Annotated in this window: 23 protein-coding genes, 4 tRNA genes, 1 pseudogene and 1 riboswitch; of the genes and pseudogenes, 16 read left to right on the top strand and 12 right to left on the bottom strand. The window is 59.0% G+C overall.

The genetic code is table 11. From position 1 onward, the window contains the following. The first annotated feature begins 6 nt into the window (after positions 1–6). The gene (locus tag KUIN1_RS18340) at positions 7–294 is read left to right on the top strand and encodes a hypothetical protein (protein ID WP_003314741.1); all 288 of its coding nucleotides are present in this window, start codon (positions 7–9) and stop codon (positions 292–294) included. Between the two features lie 11 nt (positions 295–305). Next, positions 306–1,313 carry a succinylglutamate desuccinylase gene (astE, locus tag KUIN1_RS18335; protein ID WP_054091885.1) on the top strand — a complete coding sequence of 336 codons (1,008 nt, stop codon included), beginning with the start codon at positions 306–308 and terminating at the stop codon, positions 1,311–1,313. Between the two features lie 105 nt (positions 1,314–1,418). Here the strand turns inward: astE and KUIN1_RS18330 are convergent, their stop codons facing one another. Then, a complete protein-coding gene (locus KUIN1_RS18330) occupies positions 1,419–1,931 on the bottom strand; it encodes a 6,7-dimethyl-8-ribityllumazine synthase (RefSeq protein WP_003406469.1) in 513 nt (170 codons plus the stop codon). 126 nt (positions 1,932–2,057) lie between these two features. After that, a riboswitch (FMN riboswitch) is annotated at positions 2,058–2,223 on the bottom strand. Positions 2,224–2,435: 212 nt separating this feature from the next. On the opposite strand from KUIN1_RS18330, the gene ltaE reads away from it, so the two are divergent. The 7 genes from ltaE to KUIN1_RS18295 all read left to right on the top strand — a co-directional run bounded on the left by ltaE (position 2,436) and on the right by KUIN1_RS18295 (position 8,394). Beyond that, the gene (gene ltaE, locus KUIN1_RS18325) at positions 2,436–3,440 is read left to right on the top strand and encodes a low-specificity L-threonine aldolase (protein ID WP_103712967.1); all 1,005 of its coding nucleotides are present in this window, start codon (positions 2,436–2,438) and stop codon (positions 3,438–3,440) included. Positions 3,441–3,584: 144 nt separating this feature from the next. Next, positions 3,585–6,209, top strand: a complete 2,625-nt coding sequence (gene alaS, locus KUIN1_RS18320; protein ID WP_024642718.1) for an alanine--tRNA ligase — start codon at positions 3,585–3,587, stop codon at positions 6,207–6,209. 91 nt (positions 6,210–6,300) lie between these two features. Then, complete coding sequence (locus KUIN1_RS18315) at positions 6,301–7,533, top strand: aspartate kinase (RefSeq protein WP_003369901.1); 1,233 nt, start codon at positions 6,301–6,303, stop codon at positions 7,531–7,533. Positions 7,534–7,702: 169 nt separating this feature from the next. Then, the gene (gene csrA / locus KUIN1_RS18310) at positions 7,703–7,891 is read left to right on the top strand and encodes a carbon storage regulator CsrA (protein WP_002554426.1); all 189 of its coding nucleotides are present in this window, start codon (positions 7,703–7,705) and stop codon (positions 7,889–7,891) included. 62 nt (positions 7,892–7,953) lie between these two features. After that, a tRNA-Ser gene (locus tag KUIN1_RS18305) sits at positions 7,954–8,044 on the top strand. Between the two features lie 109 nt (positions 8,045–8,153). Beyond that, positions 8,154–8,230: transfer RNA gene (locus KUIN1_RS18300), tRNA-Arg, on the top strand. A gap of 87 nt (positions 8,231–8,317) precedes the next feature. After that, a tRNA-Arg gene (locus tag KUIN1_RS18295) sits at positions 8,318–8,394 on the top strand. Positions 8,395–8,438: 44 nt separating this feature from the next. Here KUIN1_RS18295 and bamE read toward each other — a convergent pair. Further along, positions 8,439–8,930 (bottom strand): outer membrane protein assembly factor BamE domain-containing protein, encoded by a 492-nt coding sequence (gene bamE / locus KUIN1_RS18290; RefSeq protein ID WP_152092160.1) that lies wholly within the window; start codon positions 8,928–8,930, stop codon positions 8,439–8,441. A gap of 325 nt (positions 8,931–9,255) precedes the next feature. Here bamE and mgtE point away from each other — a divergent pair, with 325 nt between their 5' ends. Further along, on the top strand, positions 9,256–10,698 hold the full coding sequence (mgtE, locus tag KUIN1_RS18285; protein WP_003412626.1) for a magnesium transporter: 1,443 nt from the start codon (positions 9,256–9,258) through the stop codon (positions 10,696–10,698). Positions 10,699–10,884: 186 nt separating this feature from the next. Here the strand turns inward: mgtE and KUIN1_RS18280 are convergent, their stop codons facing one another. The 3 genes from KUIN1_RS18280 to KUIN1_RS18265 all read right to left on the bottom strand — a co-directional run bounded on the left by KUIN1_RS18280 (position 10,885) and on the right by KUIN1_RS18265 (position 12,104). Beyond that, positions 10,885–11,211, bottom strand: coding sequence for an Arc family DNA-binding protein (locus tag KUIN1_RS18280; protein WP_002554423.1), 327 nt, complete (start codon positions 11,209–11,211; stop codon positions 10,885–10,887). Positions 11,212–11,642: 431 nt separating this feature from the next. Beyond that, positions 11,643–11,828, bottom strand: a complete 186-nt coding sequence (locus KUIN1_RS18270) for a PA3371 family protein (RefSeq protein ID WP_152092159.1) — start codon at positions 11,826–11,828, stop codon at positions 11,643–11,645. Between the two features lie 36 nt (positions 11,829–11,864). Next, positions 11,865–12,104: a hypothetical protein gene (locus tag KUIN1_RS18265; RefSeq protein ID WP_024639118.1), complete on the bottom strand. Its 240-nt coding sequence runs from the start codon at positions 12,102–12,104 to the stop codon at positions 11,865–11,867. Positions 12,105–12,421: 317 nt separating this feature from the next. On the opposite strand from KUIN1_RS18265, the gene KUIN1_RS18260 reads away from it, so the two are divergent. Continuing rightward, positions 12,422–12,498: transfer RNA gene (locus tag KUIN1_RS18260), tRNA-Arg, on the top strand. 12 nt (positions 12,499–12,510) lie between these two features. Here the strand turns inward: KUIN1_RS18260 and KUIN1_RS18255 are convergent. Further along, positions 12,511–14,921, bottom strand: a pseudogene (locus KUIN1_RS18255) (DUF3772 domain-containing protein). 335 nt (positions 14,922–15,256) lie between these two features. Between KUIN1_RS18255 and KUIN1_RS18250 the strand changes: the two are divergent. After that, positions 15,257–15,958, top strand: coding sequence for a glutathione S-transferase family protein (locus KUIN1_RS18250; RefSeq protein ID WP_003406441.1), 702 nt, complete (start codon positions 15,257–15,259; stop codon positions 15,956–15,958). 210 nt (positions 15,959–16,168) lie between these two features. Beyond that, complete coding sequence (locus KUIN1_RS18240) at positions 16,169–16,732, top strand: TetR/AcrR family transcriptional regulator (RefSeq protein WP_024639130.1); 564 nt, start codon at positions 16,169–16,171, stop codon at positions 16,730–16,732. A gap of 21 nt (positions 16,733–16,753) precedes the next feature. Here the strand turns inward: KUIN1_RS18240 and KUIN1_RS18235 are convergent, their stop codons facing one another. Then, entirely contained in the window at positions 16,754–17,662 is a 909-nt protein-coding gene (locus KUIN1_RS18235) for an AraC family transcriptional regulator (protein ID WP_152092158.1), read from the bottom strand. Positions 17,663–17,800: 138 nt separating this feature from the next. On the opposite strand from KUIN1_RS18235, the gene KUIN1_RS18230 reads away from it, so the two are divergent. Together KUIN1_RS18230 and KUIN1_RS18225 are read left to right on the top strand one after the other, a co-directional pair. Beyond that, positions 17,801–18,544 (top strand): SDR family NAD(P)-dependent oxidoreductase, encoded by a 744-nt coding sequence (locus KUIN1_RS18230; protein ID WP_103712970.1) that lies wholly within the window; start codon positions 17,801–17,803, stop codon positions 18,542–18,544. Positions 18,545–18,646: 102 nt separating this feature from the next. After that, entirely contained in the window at positions 18,647–19,621 is a 975-nt protein-coding gene (locus tag KUIN1_RS18225; protein ID WP_152092157.1) for a saccharopine dehydrogenase family protein, read from the top strand. A gap of 16 nt (positions 19,622–19,637) precedes the next feature. Here the strand turns inward: KUIN1_RS18225 and KUIN1_RS18220 are convergent, their stop codons facing one another. Next, the gene (locus tag KUIN1_RS18220; protein WP_032620659.1) at positions 19,638–20,525 is read right to left on the bottom strand and encodes an AraC family transcriptional regulator; all 888 of its coding nucleotides are present in this window, start codon (positions 20,523–20,525) and stop codon (positions 19,638–19,640) included. A 193-nt stretch (positions 20,526–20,718) separates the two neighbouring features. Here KUIN1_RS18220 and KUIN1_RS18215 point away from each other — a divergent pair, with 193 nt between their 5' ends. Then, the gene (locus KUIN1_RS18215; RefSeq protein WP_003406431.1) at positions 20,719–21,468 is read left to right on the top strand and encodes an SDR family oxidoreductase; all 750 of its coding nucleotides are present in this window, start codon (positions 20,719–20,721) and stop codon (positions 21,466–21,468) included. Positions 21,469–21,548: 80 nt separating this feature from the next. Here the strand turns inward: KUIN1_RS18215 and KUIN1_RS18210 are convergent, their stop codons facing one another. The 4 genes from KUIN1_RS18210 to KUIN1_RS18195 form a co-directional block, all read right to left on the bottom strand. After that, positions 21,549–22,361, bottom strand: a complete 813-nt coding sequence (locus KUIN1_RS18210) for an oxidoreductase (RefSeq protein ID WP_116799963.1) — start codon at positions 22,359–22,361, stop codon at positions 21,549–21,551. A gap of 64 nt (positions 22,362–22,425) precedes the next feature. Then, positions 22,426–23,427, bottom strand: a complete 1,002-nt coding sequence (locus tag KUIN1_RS18205) for an NADP-dependent oxidoreductase (RefSeq protein ID WP_003406429.1) — start codon at positions 23,425–23,427, stop codon at positions 22,426–22,428. A 59-nt stretch (positions 23,428–23,486) separates the two neighbouring features. Further along, entirely contained in the window at positions 23,487–24,275 is a 789-nt protein-coding gene (locus tag KUIN1_RS18200; RefSeq protein WP_011268500.1) for an SDR family NAD(P)-dependent oxidoreductase, read from the bottom strand. Between the two features lie 255 nt (positions 24,276–24,530). Further along, complete coding sequence (locus KUIN1_RS18195) at positions 24,531–25,133, bottom strand: TetR/AcrR family transcriptional regulator (protein WP_103714125.1); 603 nt, start codon at positions 25,131–25,133, stop codon at positions 24,531–24,533. Positions 25,134–25,172 lie beyond the last annotated feature (39 nt).

Raw genomic sequence — 25,172 nt, 5'->3', positions numbered from 1 at the left:
TTTTATATGAGCGACGCCCTGCAACTGATCCTTGAAGACACTGATGGCACCCAGCTGGAAACGTCCTGCACCCGCGTTGCCGTCATCTGGCAGGGCAAGGAATTGTGGATTCAGCAGGATGGCCGTGGCCAGTTGCTGATCGGCGTTGACGTCGAAGAAGACGATGCCGAATACGCCAACCTGCTGCTGCGTCCGCTGGCGACCAACCTGGTCAGCCTGCAACTGGAAATGGAGCCAGCCGACATGGGCGTCGAGGAAGACGGTCACGTTCACGGTCCTGACTGCAACCACTAAGGAAGCGCGCCATGCTCGCCCTCGGCAAACTGCTTGAACTGACCCTGGCTGGACGTGAGCCGGCGGAGAAGACTCAACTGACCGTCGAAGGCGTGCGCATGCGCTGGATGGGCGAGGGCGCACTGGAAGTCCGCCCGCCAGAGGCTCGTGACAATGGCACTGACCTGCTGCTGTCTGCCGGTATCCACGGCAACGAGACTGCACCCATCGAGCTGCTGGATGAATTGATCCGCAGCATCGCGCGCGGCGACCTGAAACCGCGCGCACGTATTCTGTTCCTGTTCGGCAATCCCGATGCGATGCGACGCGGGGCGCGTTTTGTCGAGCAGGATGTCAACCGGCTGTTCAACGGCCGTCATCTGCAAAGCGGTGGTGCCGAGGCCTTGCGGGCCTGCGAGCTGGAACGACTGGCCGCCAGCTTTTTCAGCCTGCCGGAGCGCTATCGGCTGCACTACGATCTGCACACCGCCATTCGTGGCTCGACGATCGAGCAGTTCGCGCTGTACCCGTGGAAGGAAGGACGTCAGCATTCCCGGCTCGAGCTGGCCCGGCTGCGGGCGGCGGGCATGAGTGCGGTGCTGCTGCAGAACAAGCCGTCCATTGTGTTCAGCGCCTACACCTACGATCAATTGGGGGCCGAGGCTTTCACTCTGGAACTGGGCAAGGCGCGGCCGTTCGGGCAGAACCAGCAGGTCAATCTTGGGCCGCTGCGCTTGTGTCTCGAGCAGCTCATCGAGGGCACCGAGCCCGAGCGGGATGACGATCTTGAAGGGTTGCAACTGTTCAGCGTGGCGCGGGAAGTGATCAAGCGCACCGATGCGTTCACGTTCAACCTGGCCGATGACGTCGAGAACTTCTCCCCGCTGGAAAAAGGCTACGTGCTGGCCGAAGACGCGGGTGGTTCACGCTGGGTAGTGGAAGAAGAGGGCGCGAGGATCATCTTCCCCAATCCCAGGGTCAAAAACGGCCTGCGTGCGGGAATTCTGATCGTACCCACTGATGCGGATAGCCTCGGCTGATCGCTCCGCACCCTCAGGACCGGGCGCAGAGCGTCCAGAACGGCATTCCCACGCTGGAGCGTGAGAACGATAGGTGTCCGGGAGGACACCTACCGATGCTGCGTCTCAGCAGGCCGCTTTCTGCTGTGCATCCAGACGGCGCAGGCTGCGTACCTTGGTCAGGGTGTCAGCGCAGGTCTTGGCCGCTTCTTCGCCCTTGTGCACGAAGTGATCGAAGAAGAACTTCTGATGCTCTTCGCCCGCATGGAAGTGATGCGGTGTCAGGACCACGGAGAACACCGGTACTTCGGTTTCCAGCTGAACCTGCATCAATGCGCTGACCACTGACTGCGCGACGAACTCGTGACGATAGATGCCGCCGTCCACTACCAGTGCGGCGCCGACGATGCCAGCGTAGCGGCCGGTATTGGCCAGCAGTTTTGCATGCAGCGGGATTTCAAAGGCGCCGCCCACTTCAAAGATGTCGATATCGCTTTCGGCGTAGCCCTGATTGGCCATCTCGGCGATAAAACCTTTACGGCTCTGGTCGACGATATCCTTGTGCCAACAGGCCTGGATGAACGCGACACGCTCGTTTGCGTGACTTTTGCTTTTGCTGTCGATTGCAGTTGGTTGCACGTGTTCTGACTCCTGTTTATGGAAAAAACAGGGCATTTGGATCGAAAGGGATTCAAGCTGCGTAGGAAAGCCTCCTGAACGATGTCGTTCATGGATAGGTTTTACAGACGTTCTTGCTGACACCAATCCCGCTCTCTCTTCATCCGGACTATGACCGTCGGCCCCGGAATCACACCGGGTCTGCTGACCTTGCAGATAGCAGCCAAAGCCACGACCCCCAAGCGCTCGCGGGCTAGACGCATTGCGCGTCATTACCGCCGGTGGGGAATTGCACCCCGCCCTGAGAACGTTGCCGTCACTTTACGTGGCCGGCGCGAGATTTTTATCATAGTTCGCTGGATCATGCATGGACACTTTCGTACGGTATACCTGCCTTTTTCTTATAAGGGCTCGGAGTATCGAGAGCGGCGGCGCTTGATTATCATGTACTGCAGCCTCAGTAATGCCTTGTTGCAAGCCAAAGGTTGCATGCATTATCGATCTTCAACTTCAGGGAGCTTTTTCGTGACTGTCATCGATCTGCGCAGCGACACAGTGACTCTGCCCACGGCCGGCATGCTCGATGCCATGGCACGTGCGCCCGTTGGCGATGACGTCTACGGCGAGGACCCTACCGTCAATCTGCTCGAAGCGACGCTTGCCGGACGCCTCGGGTTCGATGCCGCGCTGTTCGTGCCGTCGGGCACCATGAGCAATCTGCTGGCACTGATGGCGCACTGTGAGCGTGGCGATGAGTACATCGTCGGTCAGCAGGCCCACACCTATAAGTACGAGGGTGGTGGTGCGGCAGTGCTGGGCTCCATTCAGCCGCAGCCGCTGGAGGTGCAGGCCGACGGCTCCCTGGACCTGCAGCAGGTGCTCGACGCCATCAAACCCGATGACTTTCACTTCGCCCGTACGCGCCTGCTGGCCCTGGAAAACACCATGCAGGGCAAGGTGCTGCCCCTGGACTACCTGGCTGCCGCGCGTACCCTGACCCTGGAAAAGGGGCTCGCCCTGCATCTGGACGGCGCGAGGCTGTACAACGCCGCGGTCAGGCTGGGTGTCGATGTCCATGAGGTCACCCGGCACTTCGATTCGGTTTCGGTCTGCCTTTCCAAGGGGCTGGGCGCGCCGATCGGCTCGGTGCTGTGCGGTTCGCAGCCGTTGATCGCCAAGGCCCGCCGCTTGCGCAAGATGCTTGGCGGTGGCATGCGTCAGGCTGGAGGGCTGGCTGCTGCAGGGCTCTATGCGCTGGATCATCAGGTCGAGCGGTTGGCGGATGATCATGCCAACGCGGCGTTTCTGGCTGAAGGCCTGAGCGGGCTTGGCTACCCTGTCGAGCCGGTACAGACCAATATGGTCTATGTGCAGATCGGCGAACGCGCGGCATCGCTCAAAGCGTTCTGCGCCGAGCGGGGCATCGTACTCACGGCCGCGTCGCGGCTACGCATGGTGACCCACCTGAACGTGTCGCGCGCTCAGGTCGAACAGGTCATCGCCGCATTCGCAGCCTTTGAACATTCATGACATGCCGATAATCCAGTTACTTGTTTCTATCGCACAAACACACTGTACCGAGGGCGCAACGCCTATATAATGCGGCCCTTTGCCGTCGCTACGTCATTTGACGTTTTGCACTTGCCTCTGGCCGCAGTCTCCGTGGAAGAACCTATGAAAAGCGCAGAAATCCGTGAAGCCTTCCTTGGCTTCTTCGAAGAGCAAGGCCACACCCGTGTCGCTTCAAGCTCCTTGATTCCGGGCAATGACCCAACCCTGCTGTTCACCAACGCAGGCATGAACCAGTTCAAGGATTGCTTCCTGGGCCAGGAAAAGCGTGCCTACACCCGCGCCGTTACCAGTCAGAAATGCGTGCGTGCCGGTGGCAAGCACAACGACCTGGAAAACGTCGGCTATACCGCTCGTCACCATACTTTTTTCGAAATGCTGGGCAACTTCAGCTTCGGTGACTATTTCAAGCGTGATGCCATCACCTACGCCTGGACCTTCCTGACCTCCGAAAAATGGCTCAACCTGCCCAAGGAAAAACTCTGGGTCACGGTGTACGCCACTGACGACGAAGCCTACGACATCTGGACCAAGGAGATCGGCGTGCCCGCCGAGCGCATGGTCCGTATTGGCGACAACAAAGGCGCACCGTACGCCTCCGATAACTTCTGGACCATGGGTGATACCGGCCCGTGCGGTCCTTGCAGCGAGATTTTCTTCGATCACGGCCCGGAAATCTGGGGCGGCCCGCCAGGCTCGCCGGAAGAAGACGGCGACCGTTACATCGAAATCTGGAACAACGTATTCATGCAGTTCAACCGGACTGCGGATGGCGTGCTGCACCCGCTGCCGGCACCGTCGGTCGATACCGGCATGGGCCTGGAGCGCGTCAGTGCGGTGCTGCAGCACGTGCATTCCAACTATGAAATCGATCTGTTCCAGAGCCTGCTGGCTGCGTCGGCCAAGGCCATTGGTTGCAGCAATGACAATCAGGCTTCGCTGAAAGTCGTGGCTGACCACATTCGCTCGTGCGGCTTCCTGATCGCCGACGGCGTGCTGCCGTCCAACGAAGGGCGTGGTTATGTGCTGCGCCGCATCATTCGTCGCGCCTGCCGTCACGGCAACAAGCTGGGCGCCAAGGGCAGCTTCTTCTACCAGATCGTTGCCGCGCTGGTTGCCGAGATGGGGTCTGCGTTCCCTGAGCTGGTGCAACAGCAGTCGCACATCGAACGCGTGCTGAAAGGCGAAGAAGAGCAGTTCGCCAAGACCCTCGAGCAAGGTCTGAAAATTCTCGAGCAGGATCTGGCCGACCTCAAAGGCACGGTGGTTCCGGGCGAAGTGGTGTTCAAGCTGTACGACACCTACGGTTTCCCGATGGACCTGACCGGTGACATCGCCCGCGAGCGTAACCTGACCCTCGACGAAGCAGGCTTCGAGCGTGAAATGGACGCCCAGCGCGTGCGCGCCCGTTCGGCCAGCTCGTTCGGCATGGATTACAACAGCCTGGTCAAGGTCGATGTGGCCACGCAGTTTACCGGTTACTCGGCGACCACTGGCAGCGCCAGCGTCGTGGCCCTCTATAAGGAAGGCCAGTCGGTTTCTCACCTGAATGAAGGCGAAGAGGGCGTGGTGATTCTCGACATCACCCCGTTCTACGCCGAGTCGGGCGGTCAGATCGGTGACAGCGGTTTCCTGCAGGCCGGTGACGCGCGCTTTGACGTCAGTGATACCACCAAGACCGGCGGTGCCTTCCTGCACCACGGCGTTGTGGCGTCCGGCAGCCTGAGCGTTGGCGCGCAGGTTGAAACACAAGTGGCTGATGAAGTTCGCGATGCAACCAAATTGAACCATTCGGCCACTCACTTGCTGCACGCCGCATTGCGTCAGGTGCTGGGTGAGCACGTTCAGCAGAAAGGCTCGCTGGTTGACAGTCAGCGCCTGCGCTTCGACTTCAGCCACTTCGAAGCGATCAAGGCCGAGCAACTGCGCGCGCTGGAAGATATCGTCAACGCCGAGATTCGCAAGAACACCGAGGTAATGACCGAAGAAACCGATATCGACACGGCGAAGAAGAAGGGCGCCATGGCGCTGTTCGGCGAGAAGTACGGTGACAGCGTTCGTGTGCTGAGCATGGGCGGCGAGTTCTCCGTCGAGCTGTGCGGTGGCATTCACGCCAGCCGTACCGGTGACATCGCGCTGTTCAAGATCGTCAGTGAGGGCGGTGTTGCAGCAGGCGTGCGCCGTATCGAGGCCGTCACCGGCGCTGCGGCGCTGGCCTGGCTGAATTCGGCCGAGGATCAACTCAAGGAAGCCGCGACGCTGGTCAAAGGCAATCGCGACAACCTGCTGGACAAGCTGACGGCGGTGATTGAACGCAACCGTCTGCTGGAAAAACAACTGGAACAACTGCAAGCCAAGGCAGCCAGTGCCGCCGGTGACGACCTGTCGTCAGCGGCGCTGGATGTCAAAGGGGTCAAGGTTCTGGCCACGCGCCTGGATGGTCAGGACGGCAAGGCGCTGTTGGCGCTTGTCGATCAGTTGAAGAACAAGCTCGGCCGCGCAGTGATCCTGCTCGGCAGTGTTCATGAGGACAAGGTTGTCTTGGTCGCAGGCGTGACCAAGGACCTGACTGGCCAACTCAAAGCCGGTGATTTGATGAAGCAGGCAGCTGCCGCCGTGGGTGGTAAAGGTGGTGGCCGTCCTGACATGGCTCAAGGCGGTGGTGTCGATGCCGGTGCGCTGGATTCAGCGCTGGCACTGGCCGTTCCTTTTGTAGAGCAGGGTATCTGAGTCGGGTCAGCGGGCCTGCCGCACACCGGCAGGCCGTACCTGGGCTCGAATGTTAATGGGTGCTCTTAACGGGATTTGAGGCGGCTTTGAGATGGCTTTAATCGTACAGAAATTTGGCGGCACCTCCGTGGGCTCTGTAGAGCGCATCGAGCAGGTGGCCGACAAGGTCAAGAAATTCCGTGAGGCGGGTGACGACCTGGTGGTCGTGCTGTCGGCCATGAGCGGTGAAACCAATCGTCTGATCGAGCTGGCCAGGCAGATCAGTGATCAGCCGGTTCCCCGTGAGCTGGATGTCATTGTCTCCACGGGCGAGCAGGTCACCATCGCGCTGCTGGCGATGGCCTTGATGAAGCGTGGCGTTCCGGCGGTGTCCTACACCGGCAATCAGGTACGTATTCTCACCGACAGCGCGCACAACAAGGCGCGCATTCTGCAGATCGACGACCAGAAGATCCGCTCCGACCTGAAAGCGGGTCGCGTGGTGGTGGTCGCCGGTTTCCAGGGTGTCGACGAACACGGCAATATCACCACCCTCGGCCGTGGTGGCTCGGACACGACCGGTGTTGCCCTGGCGGCGGCGCTGAAAGCGGACGAGTGCCAGATCTACACCGACGTCGATGGCGTCTACACCACCGATCCGCGTGTCGTGTCGCAGGCCCAGCGCCTCGACAAGATCACCTTCGAAGAGATGCTGGAAATGGCCAGCCTCGGTTCCAAGGTGCTGCAGATCCGTGCGGTCGAATTCGCCGGCAAATACAATGTCCCGCTGCGCGTTCTGCACAGCTTCAAAGAGGGGCCGGGCACCCTTATTACAATCGATGAAGAGGAATCCATGGAACAGCCGATCATTTCCGGCATCGCCTTCAACCGCGATGAAGCCAAGCTGACCATCCGTGGTGTGCCAGACACCCCCGGCGTGGCGTTCAAGATTCTCGGCCCGATCAGCGCGGCCAATATCGAAGTGGACATGATCGTGCAGAACGTCTCGCACGATAACACCACCGATTTCACCTTCACGATCCATCGCAACGACTATCAGGCGGCCTTGCAGGTGCTCGAAGCCACCGCGCGTGAAATCAGCGCGCGTGAAGTGTCCGGCGATACCAAGATCGCCAAGGTGTCCATCGTCGGCGTCGGCATGCGCTCGCATGCCGGCGTTGCGAGTCGTATGTTCGAAGCGCTGGCCAAGGAGAGCATCAATATCCAGATGATCTCCACATCGGAAATCAAGGTTTCCGTGGTCATCGAAGAGAAATACCTGGAGTTGGCTGTGCGCGCATTGCACACGGCCTTTGAGCTGGATGCTCCGCGGCAGGGTGAATGACCCTGTCATCGAAGGGCGCGGCGTGACCGCGTCTTTCGGGTGCTGCGCAGAAGGGCTTTTGTTTTCTTTGCGTTAGTCGATATACAGGTAGTGGTCATGGCGTTTTGCTAGTGTCACTGCCTATAGGTTGCAGACTGTTGTCCCTGAATAAAGGCGTAAGGAGAAAAGTATGCTGATTCTGACTCGTCGGTGCGCGGAAAGCCTGATCATTGGGGATGGTGAAATCACCGTCACCGTGCTCGGAGTGAAGGGTAATCAGGTGCGTATTGGTGTCAATGCGCCCAAGGAAGTCGCTGTCCACCGTGAAGAGATTTACCTGCGTATCAAGAAAGAGAAGGACGAAGAACCAAGCCATTAATTTTTATTGAATTTTTGGTTTGCAAACGGGGAAAAGGGTGGTTATTATACGCCCCGTGTTGCGGAGAGCTGGCCGAGTGGCCGAAGGCGCTCCCCTGCTAAGGGAGTACACCTCAAAAGGGTGTCGGGGGTTCGAATCCCCCGTTCTCCGCCATTATTTATGTAGTGCGTAAGATTGGGCTTGATCTGTAAGTTGTTGAATTTACTAGAAAAAGTGCTTGACTAAACAATCTTACGACCTATAATGCGCGGCACCAACACATGCACTCGTAGCTCAGCTGGATAGAGTACTCGGCTACGAACCGAGCGGTCACAGGTTCGAATCCTGTCGAGTGCACCATTTAAAGTTGTTTGAAGTGTTGTAAGCAATTACAAGGTTTCCGATAACTGGCTCCAACCAGAGGTGATCTGGTCTAAAAACACCAATGCACTCGTAGCTCAGCTGGATAGAGTACTCGGCTACGAACCGAGCGGTCACAGGTTCGAATCCTGTCGAGTGCACCATACAAACGAAAAGCCCACATCGAAAGATGTGGGCTTTTTGCTTTCTAGCGTTTTCCTTTAACGCATCCGTGCTCGTCAAATGTCACCTTATGGCTGCGGCCTTTTTTCTGGTTGTACACGTAATGCAATTCTCCGTTGCGGTGGGTGACTTTGTCGGGGCGCCCCAGCAGGCTCTCGACATCACGCTGCGTCATACCGGGAGGGGTGCGCTGGTTGATGATCGCAGTCCGGCGCTGTTCGGCGCTCAGGCGGTTGCCGCAGCCATCATCGCGTGTGCCGACCACGACAACTGTCCGGTCTGCCGGTTTTTCACGCACAGTATGCGCAGTGTCGGCGGGCGGAAGCACATCGATAAGGGTTCCCGGCGGCGCATTGAAGGCTTTCTGCAGACGGCTGCTGTGCCCATCCGGGCATCCCAGGGTGGTAAACGTAATCTTTCCGGATGCATCCTCGCAGCGATGCACGTTGCTGGCGGTTGCAGTTGCAGGTAGGCAGAGCAGGGCGCTCCACAGCAGCAGATGATTGGCAGGTCGCATGCCCAGGGTCCTCCGTGACGGGTGTCAGCAAAGGCTAACGCCCGCCTTTGGACGGGGCGAGCGTGTTTTATTGGCTGAATGTGACGTCGAACCCTGGCTGGCTTACGGAGTTGTGCAGGTTTGCACTGCAAACGGTTGTTCTGAGCTGAATTTTCTCGCGTGCGCTTCGCTCAAAGCGGTGTATCATTGCGCCCGTCAGCTCCGCCGGGGCTTGTGGAACACCTCCATGGACATACCCAGTCGTTACTCGATAATGTTTTTCAACAATCATGAATTAACTGATTGATCTCCCGGCGTGCCCCGCTGCTGGGAGTGGAGTTCGCCTATGACCGAAAGAGAAGTAAAAAAAACGCAGGAAAGCTTGCAGGATCGCCTGGCTCAGGTTGTCGATCTGCTGCAGCGCCAGCGTATTGTTGAAGACCTGACCCACCGTCAGGAAGGTCAGCATCAGGACCGTGTAGAAAACCTGGTTCACCGGCAGAACCTCGTCGAGTTGCAACGCAAGCTCGAAGACCTTCACTCTGCCGACGTCGCTTATATCCTTGAAGCCTTGCCCCTGGAAGACCGTCTGACCGTCTGGCAGCTGGTCAAGGCCGATCGCGACGGCGACATTCTTCTTGAAGTATCCGATTCCGTTCGTGAAACCCTGATCGCCGACATGGACGATCATGAGTTGCTCGCGGCGGCACGGGACATGGACGCCGACGAACTGGCCGACCTTGCTCCCGAGTTGCCCCGCGACGTCGTTCACGAGCTCATGGAAACACTGGATTCACAGCAGCGTGAGCGCGTGCGGTCGGCCCTGTCCTATGACGAGGATCAGGTCGGTGCGCTGATGGACTTCGAGATGGTGACGATCCGTGAGGACGTCAGCCTTGAAGTCGTGCTGCGCTACCTGCGCAGGCTCAAAGAGCTGCCCGGTCACACCGACAAACTGTTCGTAGTCGATTCCGAGGGCGTGCTCAAGGGCGTGCTGCCGATCAAGCGTCTGCTGGTCAATGATCCGGAGAAGCAGGTTGGCGAAGTCATGGCCAACGATCCGGTCAGCTTTCACCCGGAAGACGATGCCTACGATGCGGCACAGGCGTTCGAGCGTTACGACCTTATCTCCACGCCGGTCGTGGACAAGAACGGCAAGCTGATCGGCCGTCTGACCATCGATGAAATGGTCGACCTGATCCGTGAGGAAAGCGAAAGCGAAGTCCTCAACATGGCGGGTCTGCGTGAAGAAGAAGACATCTTCGCGTCGGTATGGCGTTCGCTGCGCAACCGCTGGGCCTGGCTGGCAGTCAATCTGGTAACCGCGTTTCTGGCCTCGCGTGTGATCGGCCTGTTCGAAGGCTCCATCGAGAAGCTGGTGGCGCTCGCTGCGCTGATGCCTATCGTGGCCGGGATCGGTGGCAACTCCGGTAATCAGACCATCACCATGATCGTGCGCGCGATGGCGCTGGACCAGGTCAATACCGGGAATACCGCGCGATTGCTGCGCAAGGAGCTCGCTGTCGGCCTGATCAACGGCCTGATCTGGGGGGGTGTGATCGGCGTGGTCGCCTACCTGCTTTATGACAGCTGGTCGCTGGGTGTGGTCATGACCGCAGCCATGACGCTGAATCTGTTGCTGGCAGCGCTGATGGGCGTTTCCATTCCCATGGCGCTTTCCCGCCTGGGACGAGATCCGGCGATGGGGGCAAGCGTCATGATTACGGCGATGACCGACAGCGGCGGCTTCTTTATCTTTCTAGGGCTGGCGACGATCTTTCTGCTCTAAGTCTCGCGACTCTTACAGTCTTTTGAAATAAAAAACCGCCGTGATCAGGCGGTTTTTTTATGCTTCGGCCAAGTCTTCATGTCGCTGTGTAACACAATAAGCCGACGACTAATAAAGAAAAAGACTACAAAAAGGCTATAACGACAAAGGCCAGCTTTCGCTGGCCTTTGTCTGTTACGTCAAATCTCAGGACTCTTCGGAAGCGAGTTCCGTGTCATGAGCAATCAGCGAAACAAGGGCGTTCTGTTGACGATGTGAAAGCTGACGAAAGCGTTGCAGCAGCTCGCGTTCGTGCAAGGACAGCTCAGGACTATCGAGACGCAGGCTTGGTTCATCACCAAGAGCACCTTCCTGAATCAGGCTTTGTTCGAGACGAGCAATGATCTCCGAGTTCATGCTGCGGTGATGATTCTTGGCTACCTCTTGCACGCGATTACGCATGCCGTCTGGTAGGCGAACGACGAACTTGTCAGCCGTGCGGCTGGAATAAGTAGCCTGTTTCATAGGGCTCATATATTTAACCGGTTAGTTCAGGGGAAGCGGTTCTAGCAAGTGGCCGCAAGATTGTCACAGTCTGACAATCATTTTGGCCAAATGTTCAACCGGGGTTCCAAGGGGCCGACATCATGCCGTATTACGTCGAATCCTTGGCGTCAATTCTGTGACAAATATTGACTCAGGTAGCGGCGTATTGCCAGCACCAATTATCAGAAATGCGAGCGAATTTGCAAAGTCATCGCATTTGTCCCCGGATAAAAGGGCACGCCACCGAGCCTTTTTAACGATCATGGCCATTTGACTCTGAGTATGCGTCTAAATTCAGCGTGAGCGAGGTTAGCCGACCAAGGGTTGGCTGCGATGCAGGAGGTTTCTTCTAAAGGAGGGGGAAATTCTGGATGCGAACGGTCAGACGACCGGGCAAATTGCTGCAGGTAGCTTCGCTGTCAGCGAAGCACCGGGTCGAACTTGAAGCGACGACCGACGAACAGCGCAACCACGAAGAGACTGGCGAACATACCGGCGGCGATATTCGCAGCGATACTCATGGCTTGTGCATTAGCAGGAAGCAAAAGGTCGGCAACGACAGCCATGATAGCCAGGACCAGAAATGACAACGCGGATTTTGACATGGCTACTCTCTCTTGAAAGGCTCGTTGCGGGCGTTATCAGAAAACCCAGCGCTGTTCGGCGCGTGGAAACTGAAGTGACTCATCATCGTCATTGGCCAGCATCGCTGCGCTTGCAACGCGGTCAGTCATGATTGCCAGCTTTGGCGCCTGACTGATCTGGTGGTGCACAGGAGCAGGCGTGATGGCCTGAGCGTCCTTGATACCGGAATCCTGGAAATGAAATGCCACCAGAGCCACCAGAGCTGCCGCATTCAACGCTGAGAGAGTCTTGTTCATTTTCCAGTACCTGTGCCCGACCGTTTGGGATGAGATGTGTTCCACAGATATCAATAATGCAGTCTGCATGCCAATCAGAAAATGATAAAAAATCCTTTTAAATCAATTACTTATTAAATCAAAAAAAGTGCCCTGCAGTGCGTTTTGCAATGATGGCTTTTTGGGGTGTTGCAAATTGCATGATCGGTTTATCGGGCCGTGTTTCCAGGCGACATCGGCTACAGGGTCGAAGGGCAATGACGACATGACAAAAGCGCCACATGCCGCTAAGATGCACGCCGTCCTCGCTGGCACCGATCGGTGTGTCGGCACGCAGTGTCTCAGTAGCTCAATTGGATAGAGCATCCCCCTCCTAAGGGGAAGGTTGCAGGTTCGAACCCCGCCTGGGACACCATATAAACAAGCATCACTGACTCTCCTCCGCCGCCGCATCCTTCCCAGCCCCCTCATTAATCAACACCATGCTCTGCGGTGCAGACAGCGCTACACCCAATTCCCTCAGACGTCCCAGAACGGTAAACAACAGATCACTCCGTGCGCCACCCACCGAGCGTGGGCTGTTCACATAGCCGCTGGCGCTGATGATCAAACCGGTATTGGTCAAGTCCTTGAAGGTGACTGAAGGCGCTGGCGCATCGAGTATGGCTTCATGCTCGGTGAAGGCCTGCAACAGCAGTTCGCGTATTTGCAGAACGTCTGTTTCCAGGGGCAGGGTGAGGGTGATTCCGACTACGCCCAGCGCATTGCCCATGGTCACGTTACGGACGTTCTGAGTGATGAACTGCGAGTTCGGCACGATCACTGTCGAGCGGTCGCCCATCTGGATTTCGGTCGCGCGGACGTTGATCCGGCGAATATCGCCTTCGACCCCCGCCAGGCTCACCCAGTCGCCGACTTTGACCGGACGCTCGGTCAGCAGAATCAGGCCGGAGATGAAGTTCTGCACAATGGCTTGCAGGCCGAAACCTATCCCCACCGACAGCGCACTGACCACCCAGGTCAGGTTGGTAAGGCTGATGTTGAGTGTGGACATCACCACGGCCACCACCAGCACAAAGCCGATGTATCCGATCAGGGTCACCAGCGAGGCCTGCATGCCCGCGTCCATGTTGGTTTCGGGCAGCAGGCGTTCTCCAAACCATTCCTTGAGTACACGCACGCTCAGCAGGCCGACGACCAAGCACACCAATGCCACCAGAATGTCGCCGGGGACGATGTTCAGGTTGCCCATGGATTTGGACGTGACATCCAGCTGAGTAAAGCTGGCGAGCAGATCCCCCGGGCTTGACCCCGAAGGCAGGAACGCCAGCAGTACAGCGGTGAGCAGCAGCAAGGTACGGCCTATGCCGGCCAGTACGGTACTTGCCTGCGCCTGATGGCGAGTGGACAAGCCTAGCGCCGACCCCAGCGCCAGACCACCGGGCTGTTTCGGCGACAGCAGGGTTTCGCAGATGTCACCGAAGCAGGCGATCAGCAGGTACGCAGTGGACGCTACCACGCTCACCCAGAGCAGTTTCACTGCCAGAAAGTACGCCAGCGTCAGGTAGCCGCTCAACAACGCCAGCAAACTCAGGCCGACCCACACCGCAACGATAAACGGAATCAGCCCGGCGAAGCCCGCCGGGCGCTCCAGCTCAAAGCGTCGGCGGGTGCGGCGGTAGCGCAACAGGGCGTAGAAGAACACCAGCGAAACCGCCAGTGCCGTCAGGCCATTGACCGCAACTGTCAGGGCCAGGCTGCTGGCAATCACGCTGTTGATTCGTTCCTGCGTGCCGATGACCATCAGTGCCAGCGCCAGGGCAGGGGGGAAGCGACCCAATGCGGTGGCGATCTGGTCAGGAATTTGCGGCAGGCGCCACGAGGCGTGTGCCAGCATCAACAGCGCACGGCCCAGACCGACGATGAAGGCGCAGAAGGTAATCAGCGTCTGCACCTGATCGAGCAGATTGACTACGTCGTTGCTGAGTACCGCGTTGTGGACGATCCCCCAGCGCAGCAAAGAAGTGGCAATGGTGATGGTGAGAATGGTCGACAGCCCGACAGCCAGGGCCAGAGCACTGCGGCGCAGGCGGCCTTCGGGCAGCCAGCGAATCATTGCCCAGATCAGCAGGCGCTCCAGCAGGCGCCGGACAACTACCCAGATGAACAACGCGCCCAGCACCACGCTGATGAATTGCACACGGTTTTCCGGTGCCATCGCGTTGTTGAGTACCTGGCGCACGTCCACCAGAAGCCTGTTCAGGCGTCCCAGGTCGTCATCGGTCGGGCGAATCAGCGTGGACCAGAATGCCGAACTGAGCGGGCTAGCGGTGCGCGTGCTGATCTGTGAATCGAAGAGGCTGCGGCGCAGGTTGAATATCTGCGTAGCCAGATCCCGGGCTGACTGGCTTAGCTCATTGGTCTGCCGTTCATCATTGACCAGCGCGTTTTTCTGCGCGGTCAACGTCTTGCGCTGACTGGTCAGGCTTGGCGCTTCGTCCGGTTGCACCGGCCCGAGAATGTTGAGCTGATCATTCAGGTGTTCGATGTCGACAGCCTGCTGAGCAACCAGATTGTCAGCTTGTTTCTGGACCTGCAAAGCCGCCTGGCGCAGGCTTGAAAGCAGGTCATCGTTGGCGCTGACCGTCACTTTCTGACGGATCTGATCGAGCTGTTGGTTCAGATCATCCAGGCTCGGGGCTTCCACGGCAGGTGCTGCGCTGCTGGCACTATCGGCTTGGGGGCGGGGGCATTCTGGGCCAGGGCCGGCAAGGTCACGCACAGCAAAAGCAAGGCGAGCAACCCGGTACGAAAACGGTTCAGCGAAGCGTGCTGCATTCTTTTTCCTTCTTTCTCTGCGCGATGCGGCCTGGCGAGGCCTGTGGTTCGAGTCTGGGTCTTGTGTTTGAGCGGCATGCACTGGCCGCCCGAGATCAGCGGACAGGATATCAAGGTGCTCACGTTCGAGCGCTGTCAATGCGGGCCAACCCATGCCTGAGGGCTGCATTTTCAGCACAATCCTGTCCGGTTGCTAGGCTTGCTGGTCAGCCGAGCCAGATATTGTCTACCTAACAAATGTTAGGTAGACGTTGACTCAGCGCAAAAGTACCGCTACGGTATGGCTACCTAACGATAGTTAGGTAGGTTTTTTACCCTACCTCACAGGCCCGACCATGACCTCCAAATTGCGACTTTTCACCTCTCCTTCGGCATTTCCGAATCCTCAACGCCTGCGTTTGTTCATCCACGAAAAAGGCATTGCCGATCAGTTCGACGAAACCATTTATGACATGACGCCGGGTGGAGAGCAGCGTGGCTGGCGTCACCTGAACATGAACCCGTGGGGTGAAACACCGACCCTGGAACTGGCAGACGGCAGCTTCATTTCCGAGACGGCTGCTATCGCGCGTTACCTGGATCAGGCTTATCCGGGCCGCAAGATCATGGGCGAGGGCGCCCTGGAGCAGGGCCTCGATAACATGTGGGATAACCGCATCTGGGTGCATATCCTCTACCGGATCGTTACGGCCTTTCACGTGCTGCACACCGGCCTCGGCTTCAAGCTTGAACTGACCAAGAACGAAGCATGGGGCGAGCATTGCCGCAAAGAGGCGCTGAGCCATGCGGCATTAGTCAATCGTCACCTGTCCGATGGCCGCGAGTGGCTGCTGGGCGGCGATGCGCCAACGTTCGCGGACATCACGCTTGCAACCGCCATTGCCTTCTCCAAGTTCCCGGTCAATGCCACGCCACTGGATGAGCGTTTCGAGTTCCTGGATCTGTACTGGCAGCGCTGGCAGAAGCGTCCGGCTTTCCAGGCCGCTTATGCTGATCGCAGCAGCGGTATTCCTGAGCTGGACTCGCCGGCCGAATGATTGAGCGGTTGTACGTGCACCTTATCGCCGGGAACGTCAAGCAGGATGTTCCCGGCGATAGCCGTTGCAGCTTGGGAGAAACCGACGATGGCCGTTCAGCAGCGGATGACCGCTGCCATGCCCACACCGTCTTTCTACCTAACAAAAGGCAGGTTTTTGAATTAGCATGTGTCGGTCTCCAGAAACGCGTCCGAAGTACAAGGCACTACGATGACCATCAACGCCCGTGAGGCGATCCTGCTTGCTGCGAGAAACATTGCCCAGTCGCAGGGCTACAACGGCCTGAACTTTCGCGATCTGGCCGCCCAGGTCGGAATCAAGCCGGCCAGTATTTACTACCACTTCCCCAGCAAGGCTGATCTGGGTGTCGCGGTTGCCAGGCGATACTGGCAGGACGGTGCCGCTGCACTCGAGACGATCTGCGAAGAAACCCCCGATCCCGGCGAAGCGTTACAGCGTTTCCCGGAAATTTTCCGGCGTTCGCTGGAAGTTGAAAACCGCCTTTGCCTGGGCACTTTCGTCGGTGCTGAAACCGACAACCTGCCGCCTGAGATGACCGAGGAAATGCAGCTATTCGCCCAGGTCAACATTGCCTGGCTGAGCAAGCTTCTGGTGGCTGCGAAGGTTTGCGCGCCCTCGGACAGCGAGGTGCGGGCGCAGGCCATTTTTTCCGCTGTGGCGGGCGCTCAACTGGTGGCCAGAAGCAGGTCGGATATTTCCCTTTTTGACACGTTGATCGACACCTATCGTGCCTGTGGGCCGCTTCCGGCCTAGAGGCCCGCCGCTCTGCGTGCATCAGGCGAGAGGCTGATTAACTGCCGCGCCCCTCGTAGCCTCGAGGATCCGCCCGGCATCCTGGGCCGGCGGAAGTCCGAACACCCTCGAATAATCCCGACTGAATTGCGTGGCGCTTTCATAGCCCACCTCGAAGGCTGCCGCCATGACACTTTTGGCGTTGGCCACCATCAGCGTTCTGGCGTGCAGCAGACGTACCCGCTTCTGGTACTGCAAAGGGCTCAGGTTGGTCACGGCCTTGAAGTGGCGATGAAACGCCGAGACGCTCATCGACGCGCGTTCCGCCAGACGCTCCACGCCTAACGGCTCAGCGAAGTCGCGGCGGATCCACTGGATCGCCATGTTGACTCTGGCCATCGCAGTATCCGGTGCGGCGATCTCGCGGAGCATCCAGCCATGAGGCCCTTGAAGTACCCGGAAGATAATCTCCCGTTCGTAAACCGGCGCCAGCGCGGCGATGGCGTCCGGGTCGCCCATCAGGCGCAGCATTCGCACCCACGCATCCATCAGTTTGGTGGTCATCGGCGCCACTGAAAACCCGGGCCTGTTCTCGAGGCGGCTGGCAGGTTTGGGCAAGTCGGCGAACAGTGTGGATAACACCGCAGGATCCAGCGTCAGGCTCACCGCCAGATAGGGTTCTCCGGACCGGGCGGGACGTACCGAGCCCACGGCAGGCAGGTCGATGGACATGACGAAGTAGGTCGCCGGGTCATATTCGAGCGTGCTGTCACCGACGGTCATGTGCTTGCTGCCTTGCAGGATCACATTAATCATCGGGTCGTAGACCGCTGCCAGCATATGCTCGGGGATTTTGCCTTGAACCATGGCCACACGAGGTATGCCTGTTTCAGTACGGCGATTTTCAGCCTTGGCCGCGAGCAGCCGCAGTTCATCGAGTTGATTGTCCATGCTTCGCATGCTGAGGGCAGAGCATGGCGCCGTGCAAGCGAAAAGCAGGAACAGGCAGGTTTCGAGCAGGAACGGGTACGCTCCCGGTGATGGCGCTGGGTACTGTGGAGACACATTCAAACCACAGAGGAACATCACATGGGCGTCATCGTAATCACTGGCGGCAGCCGTGGCATCGGCGCAAGTGCAGCCGAACACGTGGCTCGACGCGGGATGGGGGTCATCCTTACCTACAACGCCAACCCGGAGGCCGCCGCAACGGTGGTCGAGCGTATCGCGCAGGCCGGTGGCAAGGCAGTTGCGCTCAGGCTGGATGTCGCTGACGTCGGCAGCTTCGAGGCGTTTCGAGCGTCAGTGTGCTCCGTCCTGCAAGAAGTCTGGGGCGTCGCAACACTGAGCGGTCTGGTCAACAACGCGGGTTACGGGCTGTTCAATCCGTTGGAGACGGTCAGCGAAGCGCAGTTCGATGGCCTGTTCAACGTGCATCTCAAAGGCCCTTTTTTCCTCACCCAGACATTGCTGCCGCTGATGGCGGAAAACGCCAGCATCGTCAATTTGACCAGTGCCACCACTCGCGTCGCCACTGCGGGGGTCGCTCCCTATGCGGCGTTCAAGGGCGGGCTTGAAGTCTTGACCCGCTATATGGCGGCCGAGTTTGCCGGTCGACGCATCCGGGCCAACGCTGTGTCGCCCGGCGCCATTCGTACCGAACTGGGCGGTGGGCTCAATGATGAGTTCGAGGCGATGCTGGCGGCGCAGACGGCCCTGGGCCGGGTTGGCGAGCCGCAGGATGTGGCACGCGTCATCGCCATGCTGCTGTCCGAAGAAGGCGGCTGGATCAATGCGCAGACTATCGAAGTCGCAGGCGGCTACAACATCTGAGGGCCACCCCATGCTCGATCATAGCGTTCTACGCGCACCAGCCGTTCTGTACCTCGATGGCTACAGCCCCGACTTCGTCTCGAAAAAAAGGCAGCACGTCCAATGAGCACACTTCTGATTTATGGCGCTACGGGCTACACCGGGCGTATGGCCGCAGAACGGGCCAGGACGCTCGGCCTGAAGGTAGAAATCGCCGGACGCAATCAGCAGCGCCTCGCCTCCCTCGCTGCGCAGCTGGACGTGAAATACCGGGTTTTCGATGCCGACCAGGCCGAGGGTTTTTTGTCCGGCATCTCGGTGTTGCTCAACTTCGCAGGGCCATTTGTGCAGACCGCCGAGCCGTTTATGCGCGCCTGTATCAAGGCCGGTGTCGACTACCTCGACATCACCGCCGAGATCAACGTTTACCGGCTGGCCGAAAGGCTGGGCGCTGAAGCGGCGGCAAGTCAGGTCATGCTGTTGCCGGGTGTCGGTTGGGATGTCGTGCCTACCGATTCGCTGGCCGTGCAGGTTGCCGGGCGCGTGCAGGGGCCAACGGCGCTGAACATGGCGCTGCAGGTGCCAGGGTCGATGTCCCGCGGGTCTGCCATGAGTGTCAGCGAAATCATTGGTGCAGGCGTGCTCGCCAGAATCGATGGCGAACTTGTTGCAACGCCGGATGCCGAGCCGCGTCATTTTGATTTTGGTCAGGGCCCGGTCCTTTGCGTACCGTTGTCATTCGGTGATCTGGTCACCGCCTGGCATTCGACCGGCATCCGCAATATTGCAATGTTTGTGCATATCGCCGGGGATGCGTTCCCGCAAGGCGATCTGTCACAACTGCCTGATGGCCCGACGCCCGAGCAAAGGGAGGCGCATCGGGCGCGTGCAGTGGTTGAGGTGACCGATGCGAAGGGCGCCATCGCACGTTCCATGATCGAGACCGTGAACGGCTATACCTATACGCCGCTGGCGGCCGTAGAGGCTGCGCGTCGCGTGCTCGACGGCGAACGGCTGCCGGGTTTTGTCACACCGGCCAAGGTCTTCGGTGGCGGGTTCGCCGAGAGCATTGCCGGTACGCTCGTGACTGACATGTAACAACTGGGGCGACGGCTCACGACACGGCCGTCAATTCATCTGCGGGCGTCCTGAATCTTGCAGCGTCCCGCGCCGGAGGCAGGCCGAACAGCCGCGCGTACTCCCGGTTGAATTGCGAAGCGCTTTCGTACCCTACGGCATAAGCGATGGAGGTCGCATCCAGTGTGTCGAAGAGCAGCAACCAGCGCGCCTTCAACAGGCGCAGGCGCTTCTGATATTGAATCGGGCTCATCGCTGTGACGGATTTGAAGTGCCTGTAAAAGGCAGCAACACTCATGTCGGCCATCTGCGCGAGCGGTTCGACGCGAAAGGGCTCGGTGTAGTGCTCACCAATCCACTGGGTGACGCGGCGGATCTGCGTCAGTCGGCCATCCGGGCGTGCAACGTCACGAAGAATGCCACCCAGTGGTCCCTGCAAGGCCCGGAACAGAATCTCCCGTTCGATCATGGGCGCGAGGATTGCGGCTTCGTGCGGGCGGTCCATGAGTCGCAGCATGCGCAACCACGCATCGATCATTTCATCTGGCGCGATGACGCCCTCGAAGCAGGCGTTCTGGGGCGCTTCAGGTGCTCTGCCTTCGGCCATCAGCAGCGTGGCGATTACTTCCGGATCGAGGGTCAGGCTGACCGCAAGATAAGGTTTTTCCGGCGTGTCGGCGTGAATCTGCCCCGTCGCAGGCACATCGACAGGCACCAGAAAGTAGTTCCCCGCGGTGTATCTGGACGCATCTTCGCCGATCGACAGGGTCTTGGTGCCTTGAAGCACCAAGTGCAGCATCGGCTGATAGACCTGATCCGCACAGGCCTCGGCCCGGACCATGGACACCCGAGGCAACCCGGTGTCGGTCCACTTGTCCTGTGCGCGCATCACGATGCAGCGCAGTTCTGCCAATGATTTCTCCATACAGGCCACCGTGGGCCATATCCCGAGGCATGGCAAGCAACTTGAGAGGAACAGGCAAGGATCTGCGACTAACCGGCAAACGTTGTGCTCCTCGATGGCCGAATACTGATGACACGCGGCTGGTTGCCTGGCGGTCATTCATGATCCGATTGCAACGAGGCCTCATACCACATCACTTGAAGAAGGCCGGTTTATGAAACTCGAAGGAAAGATAGCGGTTGTCACGGGGGCGTCCAAAGGCATAGGTGCCGGGATCGCCAAAGCACTGGGCGCCGAGGGCGCGACCGTCATCGTCAACTACGCTTCCGGCAAGGCGGATGCGGACGCCGTCGTCGCCTGGATCGCAGAGCACGGCGGCTCCGCGTTTGCGGTACAGGCAGACATGAGCCAGTCAGCAGACGTGATACGCCTGTTCGAAACGGTCGGCACGAAGTACGGCGCTCTGGACATTCTGGTCAACAATGCGGGTGTCGCTGTGTTCCAGATGATCGACGACCTGACTGAAGAGGCTTTCCACACGCAATTCAACCTGAACGTGCTGGGCTACCTGCTTGCAGTGCGAGAGGCCGTCAAATTGTTGGGGCCGACCGGCAGCATCATCAATATCAGCTCGATTCTCAGCACCGACCCTTACCTGGCGTCGAGCGTGTACGCGGCGACCAAGGGCGCGGTCGATACCTTGACCTTCGCGCTGGCCAGAGAGCTGGGCGCGCGGGGCATCAGGGTCAACTCGATCCTGCCGGGGCACACCAACACCCCGGCAACCCATGGGCATTTTGCCGGTGAGTTAGGTGAGAAGATTCTGGCTGGAACACCCTTGGGTCGTTTTGGAGAGCCCGAAGATATCGCCCCCTTGGCTGTGTTTCTGGCGTCGCAGGACTCGCACTGGGTCACCGGCGAATCCATCCGCGCTTCGGGCGGGGTCAGGGGCGTCGGTTACTGACGCTATCGGTTGAACCAAGGATGCGCATGGACCGGAGAGGGCGCTTTGGCAACTTATCATTCCATCCCGACCCATGCCATTTACTCCGGCAAGCGAAACTGCTTGCGCAAGCTCTTATCGAACGCCCCGGCAGGTGCGAAGCGCCGTAGCAGGCTGATTTGTCGGGCGGTCTTGCCGGCGGTGTATCGATGCCGGGGACGAACATCGCTCGCCGCTTTCAGCACCACCGCTGCGACAACCTCGGGCAAGTCGGCTGTCGGCATGACATCGGCGAGCAATGCACGGACCCCGGCTCGCGCCTGATCGTACGCCTGCAACTGCGAGTCCGGCTCGATGCCATTTTGATCGAAGACGGTGCGTACGTAGGCCGGCTCAATGACCGAGACCCGGACGTTGAAGGCACGAATTTCATGATCGAGCGATTCCGAATAGCCTTCCAGAGCATGTTTGACCGCCGAATAATGCGCCGAGTAGGGCGCCGGTATCAGCCCCAGAACCGAGCCGATATTGATAATGCGCCCCTGACCTCGTTGGCGCATCGATGGCAGTACTGCGTTGGTCATGCGCATGACGCCAAACAGATTGACGTCGAACAGTGCCTGCACTTGCGGGATCGAGAACTCCTCGGCGCCGCCCAGCATGCCGATGCCGGCATTATTGACCAGCAGGTCGATACGCCCGGTTTGCGCGAGGACGGCGGTAACGAGCGCGCGGACAGAATCGTCAGCCGTGACATCGCAGGTCAGCATGGAGACCTGTGCATCACTGACACCGATTTTGCGGCTCGTGCCAAACACGGTATACCCGGTGCGTGCCAGCGCCTCGGCGGTGGCGCGACCGATGCCCGATGATGCACCCGTGACGATGGCGGTTCTTTTGGAAGAGGTGTTCATTCGATACTCCAATGCTCAACAGGCGCGTGCCTGAAGGGTGGCTGGGCGGGGCTTTAATAAGCGCTTACTTGATCTTCACGACGACCTTGCCTTTGGCGCGGCCCTGACCCAGGTATTCAAGCCCTTCGCGGGCCTGTTCAAACGCAAAGACCCTGTCAATCACCGGTGTTATCTGGCCACGTTCAAGCAACCTGGCAATCTCGCCAAGTTGAGCGCCATCCGCGCGAACAAACAGAAACGAGTACGACACATTCTTCTTTCTGGCCAGACGCGTGATCCTGCGGCTCATCAACCCGAATACGAAGGTGAAGAACGCATTCATCCGCCGAGCCTTGGCGAATGACGCATCCAGCGGACCGACCAGTGATACGATCCTGCCGCCGGGCTTGAGGATGCCGACAGCTCTTGCAAGGTCGTCTCCCCGGGTGGTGCCGAGGACCAGGTCAACGTCGTGCAGCAACTGTTCGAATGCCTGCTCTTGGTAATTCACGACTTCATCTGCGCCCAGGCTGCGAACCAGCGCCATATTTCCTGTGCTGGTGGTCGTGGCCACTTCGGCGCCCAGGTGTTTGGCCAGCTGGATGGCGAAGGTGCCGATACCTCCAGCCCCGGCCGGTATGAACACTTTCTGGCCCGATTGAAGAGAGGCGCGCTCCTTGAATGCCTGCCACGACGTAAGCCCGACCATCGGAATGGAGGCTGCCTGAACAAAGTCCAGATTGGCGGGCTTCCGGGCGGCAGCGTGTTCCGGCACGGCGGCGAACTCGGCGATTGCGCCGCCACCCAGCTCGAACAGGCTCGCGAATACCGCGTCGCCTGCCTTGAATCGAGTGACTGCGCTGCCCACCTGAATGACCACGCCTGCCAGATCGCTGCCCATGATGGCCGGTAGTTGCAGCTTCACCACAGTCTTGAAAGCACCCGTAGTGATCATGTTGTCGATCGGGTTCAACCCGGCCGCGTGAACTTCCACCAACAGTTCATCAGGTTTGATGGCCGGTATGGGAACGTGGGTAATCGCAATCTCCGGCGATTTGCCGTAGTTCTCGAATGTCAGTGCTTTCATGACGCTCTGATTCCAGTGTCGTCGAACAAGGATGGACGCCTGCCACGGCTTGATCCGCTTCAGGCTTGCGGGCGATAGCGCTCGGCTGCCTGGGCCTGTCGAATGTCCGACAACAGCCCTTGCCGCGCCTCATCCAGCGAGTCCCAACGACCCGCCACATGCAGCGGCGGAATGGTCACCTGTTCGCGGCGGTCGTAGCCCACCAGTGCCGCATCAACCAGTTCGTCGACGTCCATCACCTCTGCAATAGTGTTCAGATCGATTCCCGCGCGCTCCCAGATTTCGGTACGGGTGGCCGCCGGGAGCACCGCCTGGACGTATACGCCCTTGGGCGCCAGTTCCACGTTCATTCCCTGGGAAAGGAACAGCACATAGGCCTTGGTCGCACCGTAGACCGACATGCCGAACTCTGGCGCAAGGCCCACCACCGATCCGAGGTTGACGATCGAGCCTGAGCCGGACTGCGCGAAACGCGGGGCCACGGCGGCCGCAAGGCGTGTCAGGGCGACGATATTGAGTGCGACAAGCTTGTCGATGGACTCGGCGTTCTGTTGAACGAACCCTCCGGATTGAGCAATGCCAGCGTTGTTGATCAGCACATCGATGTTGGTGTCCTCACGCAGACGGGTTTCCAGAGCCGTGAGGTCGGCAGATCGAGTCAAGTCAGCCTGAATGACTTCAACGGCAACGCCGTTTTCTTCACGAAGGCGCGCCGCCAGGGCATCAAGACGTGCCTTGTCACGAGCGACTGTCACGAGATTGTGACCGCGACGGGCAAATCGTTCGGCATATACCGCGCCGATGCCGCTGGAGGCACCGGTAATGAGAACAGTGGATGGCGTTGTCATGGAGGATGTACTCGTAAAGTGCGTTGAGGAAGTCGCACTTATGATTACGATCGAAATCTAAAATGTCAACGTATTGATGTTGATCGACATCAAAAACGCTCGATGCCGATCGAGCGCAGTTTTCGGAAGGGGATGTGGAGAGCATCATCGGAAGACGTCCTGGCAAATTGCATGCACACCGTCGAAACCGCTTCTGCGCAAGCGCAGTCACGACGGCGGTTGTGTGTCGATCAGGTGGAGTCAGTACGCCTGTTTTCAGTCTGACGGCGTAAGCACGGAGCGTTTCACCAACTGGAATATCGACTCGGCAGAGGGAATAGGGAATTGATCCGCCTTTCTGTCGATTATCAGGGACGCGTAACCATGTGCGGTGCTCCAGGCGAGGAAGGTGCGCTGTTCAAGCAGCTCCGGCTCGGGCTCGCTACCGTATTTCGCTACCCAGGCGTTGCGTATCGACTGGCGGAGCACTTGCAGCGTACGTTCACCCGATTTAAGCAGCCTGGGTAACGTGCGGTTTACACCCGCGCCAAACATCAATCGGAAGTGCTCCGGGTAACTTTTGGCGAAACTTACATAACCAATGCCGCAACCCAGGAGGGTGTCGTCAAGTTCCTGTTGGACGGCAATGATGACGTCGGCCATGCGCTCATATCCATCGGCCACCACCTCTGCCAGCAGATTTTCCAGAGAGCCGAAATGGTGAGCGGGAGCGGCGTGAGAGACATTCGCCCGTCTGGCGCACTCGCGCAGTGACATCCCGCGCACTCCCGCTTCCCCCACGATATCCCAGGCGGCCTGACGCAGAACGGCAGGCAGATTGCCGTGGTGGTAGGTCCGCGGGGTGTCTGAAGTCGACATGTAAGGCTCCCTATCATGAAACAAAAGTTATATTCCCGT

It is taken from the genome of Pseudomonas sp. KUIN-1, from assembly GCF_009176725.1.
In the GTDB taxonomy this organism is placed as follows: Bacteria; Pseudomonadota; Gammaproteobacteria; order Pseudomonadales; family Pseudomonadaceae; genus Aquipseudomonas; species Aquipseudomonas fragariae.
The sequence above is the reverse complement of the archived record's forward strand: the minus strand, read 5'-3'. Positions and strand labels throughout refer to the sequence as shown.

What these genes read in the sequence shown, in the direction of transcription:
- KUIN1_RS18340 (WP_003314741.1), top strand. Translation starts at nt 7, where the DNA reads ATGAGCGACGCCCTGCAACTGATCCTTGAAGACACTGATGGCACCCAG.
- astE (WP_054091885.1), top strand. Translation starts at nt 306, where the DNA reads ATGCTCGCCCTCGGCAAACTGCTTGAACTGACCCTGGCTGGACGTGAG.
- alaS (WP_024642718.1), top strand. Translation starts at nt 3,585, where the DNA reads ATGAAAAGCGCAGAAATCCGTGAAGCCTTCCTTGGCTTCTTCGAAGAG.
- KUIN1_RS18315 (WP_003369901.1), top strand. Translation starts at nt 6,301, where the DNA reads ATGGCTTTAATCGTACAGAAATTTGGCGGCACCTCCGTGGGCTCTGTA.
- csrA (WP_002554426.1), top strand. Translation starts at nt 7,703, where the DNA reads ATGCTGATTCTGACTCGTCGGTGCGCGGAAAGCCTGATCATTGGGGAT.
- bamE (WP_152092160.1), bottom strand. Translation starts at nt 8,930, where the DNA reads ATGCGACCTGCCAATCATCTGCTGCTGTGGAGCGCCCTGCTCTGCCTA.
- mgtE (WP_003412626.1), top strand. Translation starts at nt 9,256, where the DNA reads ATGACCGAAAGAGAAGTAAAAAAAACGCAGGAAAGCTTGCAGGATCGC.
- KUIN1_RS18280 (WP_002554423.1), bottom strand. Translation starts at nt 11,211, where the DNA reads ATGAGCCCTATGAAACAGGCTACTTATTCCAGCCGCACGGCTGACAAG.
- KUIN1_RS18270 (WP_152092159.1), bottom strand. Translation starts at nt 11,828, where the DNA reads ATGTCAAAATCCGCGTTGTCATTTCTGGTCCTGGCTATCATGGCTGTC.
- KUIN1_RS18265 (WP_024639118.1), bottom strand. Translation starts at nt 12,104, where the DNA reads ATGAACAAGACTCTCTCAGCGTTGAATGCGGCAGCTCTGGTGGCTCTG.
- KUIN1_RS18250 (WP_003406441.1), top strand. Translation starts at nt 15,257, where the DNA reads ATGACCTCCAAATTGCGACTTTTCACCTCTCCTTCGGCATTTCCGAAT.
- KUIN1_RS18240 (WP_024639130.1), top strand. Translation starts at nt 16,169, where the DNA reads ATGACCATCAACGCCCGTGAGGCGATCCTGCTTGCTGCGAGAAACATT.
- KUIN1_RS18235 (WP_152092158.1), bottom strand. Translation starts at nt 17,662, where the DNA reads ATGGACAATCAACTCGATGAACTGCGGCTGCTCGCGGCCAAGGCTGAA.
- KUIN1_RS18230 (WP_103712970.1), top strand. Translation starts at nt 17,801, where the DNA reads ATGGGCGTCATCGTAATCACTGGCGGCAGCCGTGGCATCGGCGCAAGT.
- KUIN1_RS18225 (WP_152092157.1), top strand. Translation starts at nt 18,647, where the DNA reads ATGAGCACACTTCTGATTTATGGCGCTACGGGCTACACCGGGCGTATG.
- KUIN1_RS18220 (WP_032620659.1), bottom strand. Translation starts at nt 20,525, where the DNA reads ATGGAGAAATCATTGGCAGAACTGCGCTGCATCGTGATGCGCGCACAG.
- KUIN1_RS18215 (WP_003406431.1), top strand. Translation starts at nt 20,719, where the DNA reads ATGAAACTCGAAGGAAAGATAGCGGTTGTCACGGGGGCGTCCAAAGGC.
- KUIN1_RS18210 (WP_116799963.1), bottom strand. Translation starts at nt 22,361, where the DNA reads ATGAACACCTCTTCCAAAAGAACCGCCATCGTCACGGGTGCATCATCG.
- KUIN1_RS18205 (WP_003406429.1), bottom strand. Translation starts at nt 23,427, where the DNA reads ATGAAAGCACTGACATTCGAGAACTACGGCAAATCGCCGGAGATTGCG.
- KUIN1_RS18200 (WP_011268500.1), bottom strand. Translation starts at nt 24,275, where the DNA reads ATGACAACGCCATCCACTGTTCTCATTACCGGTGCCTCCAGCGGCATC.
- KUIN1_RS18195 (WP_103714125.1), bottom strand. Translation starts at nt 25,133, where the DNA reads ATGTCGACTTCAGACACCCCGCGGACCTACCACCACGGCAATCTGCCT.